Here is a 4,452-nt window from a genome sequence, read left to right as displayed (position 1 = left end):
TGAGCCGTGCGTCCGCCGGTGTGGCGTTCCTGGTCGCCGCCGCCCTGTTTGCTGCGGGGCTGCTGTTGCTGACCCGGATCAGGCTGGGGGCCCGGACCGTGGCGCCCGGAGGCTTTACCCTGGCGGGGGAAATGGTGGCGGGGCTGCGTTTCGTGCGCTCGCATCGGGAAATCAGGGTGATCTTGGCCTTTACCCTGCTCAACGGCCTGCTCGGCCGCACGGTAATAGAACTCCTGCCAGCCATCTCCGGCAAGTTGCTGGCCGGCAATGCCGGTACCCTCGCGACCCTGACCGCGACCGCCGGGGCGGGCGCCATTCTCGGCGGGCTGTTGCTGGCGCGGCGCCGCAATGCCGGCGAGGGACTGCTGCCCCTGGTGGTAGGAGCCCAGATCGCCGGGGCACTGTCACTGCTGCCGGTTGCCTGGGCCGCGACGACATTACACCTGGGCGCCATCATCTTCGCCCTCAGCATGACCATGACGATCGCCGGTATCAGCAGCCAGGCATTGGCCCAGCTGTCGACGCCGGACGCTTTTCGCGGCCGGGTAATGAGCCTGTGGGTGATGGTGACCATGGGTGCGCCGGCCCTGGGTGCGCTGGCCCTGGGCCCGGCGGCGGACCGGCTGGGCTTCCCGCCGATCCTGCTCGCCGCGGCGCTGCTGGTGGCGGGTGCCAGCCTGTGGCTCTACCGGCGAGCGGGTTCCCCCTAGTCACGCGGCTTGCGGGAGAAGAACTTGGCGCCGCTGAACATCGCTGAAATGAGGCCGCTGCGCTCGCGTATATCTGCCAGCACCACTGCCGCGATGTGGATCGGTATCAGCCCCATCAGGATGAAAAATGACCACTTGTGAACCGCAATGAACGGTGCGCGGAACTCGCGCATGGAGGCGTAGCCTTCCGGGTCCAGCAGCTCCTTCTGCCCCGGCTTGAGGCCCACCAGTTTGCTGTGGTCCTCACCGGCACCGGTGGCCCACTCGGCAAATTCGTGACCGAATGGAGGCAGGTACAGATCGGTACCCGCGAGCACCAGGCCGGTAAGCATTTGCGCGCTGAGCAACAGGAACAGGGCCCCGACCATCAGCCGCCCCAGTGGATTGTGGCCCCGGTAATGTGGTGCGTGCCCCGATTTCAGCTCACGCAGGTACAGCTTCAGTTCGCGCAACCGGCCGCCTCCTACAGGCAGGATCGCGCCCCAGCGCGCATAGCGGGAGCCGACGAAGCCCCAGACAATACGCCAGCACAGATTCAGCGCGAACACGTAACCGGTCCAGGCATGGAATGTCTTCAGCGCGATCTTGCCATCGCTGCTGACTCCCAGCGCGCCTGCATTCAGGATCACCACCCCGATCCCCGCCAGCAGGAGAACGCACAGCACGTTGATCCAGTGGAACCAGCGGGTTGTTGCATCCCAGACTGAATAGGCCTCGACCACTGACCCGGAATCCTGCTTTGCCATCGCTATCTCCTGTACAACTGCCATTCGGTCGGCTTCACCGGCAAGTGTAGGTCAACAAGATGAAGCTGGCATTAAGAGGTCGCTGAGTTCCTGTCCTGGATCATGTTCATGACTGCTCCGCAGCCAGCGCGACTGTCGCCTGCTCGCGTTCACCCTGCTCCACCAGCGCCAGGAGATCCCGGCGCAGCTTGCCCAGCTCTCGCCGCAGGTGCGCATCCTGGCGTTCGCTGCGGCCGTTCAGCAGCGCCACCACCGCCAGCTGGATGGCGCGGGCGTTGTGCTCGTAGGTGCTGCGGTAAGCGGCGGACACCGTCTCGCCCCGCCGGGCCAGTGCCTCGCGCAGGTCGTCCTGCCAACCGGGCTCGCGCTGCAGGATATGGTCCAGCCGCGCGATCCACTGGCCACGGGCTTCCAGCCAGAGACTGTCGGAGCGCAGCATGTCATCGCAGGCCGCAGCCAGCCCGGCTTTCTGTTCGCGCTGCAGACGCCCGAGGTACTTGCGTGCACTGTCCTGCAGTCGCTCACAGGCATCGCTTTGGAACTCGGCATCATCCCGTTCCAGATACTTTTCTTCATACTCGGACTGCTGCTCCCGCAGGCCGGCCAGGAACTCGGCCAGCTGTTCCTCCCGCAGCTCCTCCCCCAGGGCCAGCATCCAGTCCAGGGCCCGCTCCTGCAGGCGGAAGACAGCGACCTCCGCATCGGCCGCCAGAATCCGCAGGTCCGCTTCGGTGAGCTCCCGCTCAAGTTTGCCCTCGACCCGGTCGAGCAGGGCCACATAGCGCGGCAGCTCTTCCTGTCGATGCCAGGCCAGGAACGGTTGCAGCTCCGACTTGAGCAGACGACCCTGGTCGCGGTCCAGGCTGACGTAGTCCCCCAGGTACCAGGGAACCAGAAAGTCCAGCCGGTTGTAGACGAACCGGGTACCGCTGCAGCCGGCCAGGAAGACCAGCAGCAGCATCAGGACACAGAGCCGCGGCAGGGCGCGGGCGGAAAGGGCGGCGTTCATGGATAGTCGAGACCATCGGTGGCAAACAGCATATCCATATTACGAAATGCCTTGAACTCCAGATGATTGCCGGCGGGGTCGCGAATAAAGCAGGTCTGCTGCTCGCCCCGGCGTCCGGCGAAGCGCACCGTGGGCGCAATCACAAACGGGAGGTTGTGCTGCCGAAGCCTGCCAAGCAGGGCCTCGAGGTCAGCCCAGGGCAGGATGACACCAAAGTGCGCCGCGGGGACTTCCTCGCCATCCACGGGATTGCGCGATACCGCGGGCATCGCAGCAGCCGGCACCAGGTGGGCCACCAGCTGGTGGCCCCAGAAGTCGTAGTCTATCCAGCGGCTGGATGCGCGACCGCGGGGACAGCCGAGCAACTCGCCGTAGAAGTGGTCCGCCGCCTCGAGGTCATCCACGGGCAGGGCGAGGTGAAAACGGGGATAGTCCATGGGGTTCACCAGGGCAGCCTGTCGAGGTCGAGATTGCCGCCGCTGATCACCGTCACCACAAGGCGCCCGCGGAATCGCTCCGGATGTTCCAGCAGGGCGGCAAAACTGACCGCGCCCGATGGCTCGACCACGGTCTTGAGACGGGTCCACTGCAGGCGCATGGCGGCGACGATATTGGCGTCGGTCACGGTAAGGATGGTGTCCACATACTGCTGGATCAAGGTGAAATTGAGCGCCCCGAGGCCGGCCAGCAAACCGTCGGCGATGGTCTTGGGGGCGACCGAGGGCTGCAGCTCTCCCAGCCCGAACGAGCGAAACGCGTCGTCCGCGCCCTCCGGCTCGGCGGCCACCACCTCAACCTCGGGCCGCAGATGCTTGACGGCCAGCGCCACCCCGGACAACAGGCCGCCGCCGCCGACCGGGACCACAATCACGTCGAGGTCCGGCACCTGCTCCAGGATTTCCAGCGCCACGGTGCCCTGGCCGGCGATGACCCGAGGGTCGGCATAGGGATGGACAACATGCGCGCCGGTGCCGGCGACCACCCGCTCCAGGGTCGCCTCGCGTGCAGCCAGCGTCGGCTCACAGCTGATGACCAGGCCGCCGTAAGCGGCCACCGCGTCCTGTTTTACCGAAGGCGCGTTCGCCGGCATCACGATATGGGCGGGGATACCGCGGCGCCGTGCGGCCATGGCGAGGGCGGCACCGTGGTTGCCCGAGGAATGGGTGGCGACGCCACGGGCGGCCTCTTCGGCGGACAGGCTGAACACGGCATTACTGGCACCGCGGGCCTTGAACGCGCCCACCTTTTGCAGATTCTCACACTTGAAATGCACCCGGGCGCCCGTATACGTGTCCAGCAGTTCGCTGTGGTACACCGGCGTGACATGGACATGGGGGGCGATGCGCTCGCGCGCGTTTGCGATATCCGCAAGGCTGGGGACGGGGTCGGCCATTACTGTTTTCCTTGGTTGGCTGGCGTGGACAACGCCGCTTCGGGCTGGACGAAATGCAGCTGCCAGTCTGCCCGGCGCCAAACCAGGTAACCCAGCAGGAAATTGGTTTGCAGCAGCAGGCTCAGCACCCATTCGAAAGCGTCCTCCACCGAGTCGTACCATACGCCATCCCAGGCCTGCAGCACCACTGTCAGGATGCCCAGCGCCAGCAACAGGCAACAGACCCACAACATTCCCCGGGCCAGCCCCTGCACCCGGGGCAAGCCTGGAGCCAGGGCCCGCAGCTGCACACCGAGCAACAACTGGGCAAGAAAGGTGAAGGAGAAGAACAACACCGTGCCGGCGCGGCGCTGGAAGCGCCAGGCGTCGCCGGCTTCACCCAGCACCGCCACGTACAGTACCAGCCCCAGGCAGGCGAGCAGTCCCAGCGCCAGCATCCAGCGCAGGCGACCGTTGTGGCCTCCCGCGGGCTGCAGGAAGCGCAACCAGCTGTAGTTGCACCACCAGTACAGAGCCAACACCGCCGCTGCCGGCAGCATGGCAGCTCGGAACAGGTAGCTGGCCGGTGGCTGGCGGCCGGTGGCGCTGATGGAA

Annotated in this window: 6 protein-coding genes; 1 reads left to right on the top strand and 5 read right to left on the bottom strand. The window is 66.1% G+C overall.

The genetic code is table 11. The features are described 5' to 3' along the window. Window positions 1–710, top strand: a 710-nt coding sequence (locus tag RJQ10_RS05240) for an MFS transporter (RefSeq protein WP_350144336.1), incomplete at its 5' end; no start/stop codon positions are given. On the opposite strand, the gene RJQ10_RS05235 is transcribed toward RJQ10_RS05240, so the two are convergent. From RJQ10_RS05235 to RJQ10_RS05215, 5 genes are all read right to left on the bottom strand, one after another. Next, complete coding sequence (locus tag RJQ10_RS05235; RefSeq protein ID WP_350144334.1) at window positions 707–1,456, bottom strand: cytochrome b/b6 domain-containing protein; 750 nt, start codon at window positions 1,454–1,456, stop codon at window positions 707–709. The two genes, RJQ10_RS05240 and RJQ10_RS05235, sit on opposite strands and share 4 nt — an antisense overlap. A gap of 106 nt (window positions 1,457–1,562) precedes the next feature. Then, window positions 1,563–2,465 (bottom strand): DUF6279 family lipoprotein, encoded by a 903-nt coding sequence (locus RJQ10_RS05230; protein ID WP_350144332.1) that lies wholly within the window; start codon window positions 2,463–2,465, stop codon window positions 1,563–1,565. Continuing rightward, a complete protein-coding gene (locus RJQ10_RS05225; RefSeq protein ID WP_350144330.1) occupies window positions 2,462–2,902 on the bottom strand; it encodes a VOC family protein in 441 nt (146 codons plus the stop codon). The genes RJQ10_RS05230 and RJQ10_RS05225 overlap by 4 nt, the downstream gene beginning before the upstream one ends. A gap of 5 nt (window positions 2,903–2,907) precedes the next feature. After that, on the bottom strand, window positions 2,908–3,858 hold the full coding sequence (locus RJQ10_RS05220; RefSeq protein WP_350144328.1) for a pyridoxal-phosphate dependent enzyme: 951 nt from the start codon (window positions 3,856–3,858) through the stop codon (window positions 2,908–2,910). After that, the coding region (locus tag RJQ10_RS05215; RefSeq protein WP_350144326.1) for a hypothetical protein at window positions 3,858–4,452 on the bottom strand (595 nt) is incomplete at its 5' end. The genes RJQ10_RS05220 and RJQ10_RS05215, both read right to left, overlap by 1 nt.

The organism is Haliea sp., assembly GCF_040222615.1.
Lineage (GTDB): Bacteria > Pseudomonadota > Gammaproteobacteria > Pseudomonadales > Halieaceae > Haliea.
Note: the sequence above shows the minus strand (reverse complement) of the source record. Positions and strands in the feature narration are given on the sequence as shown.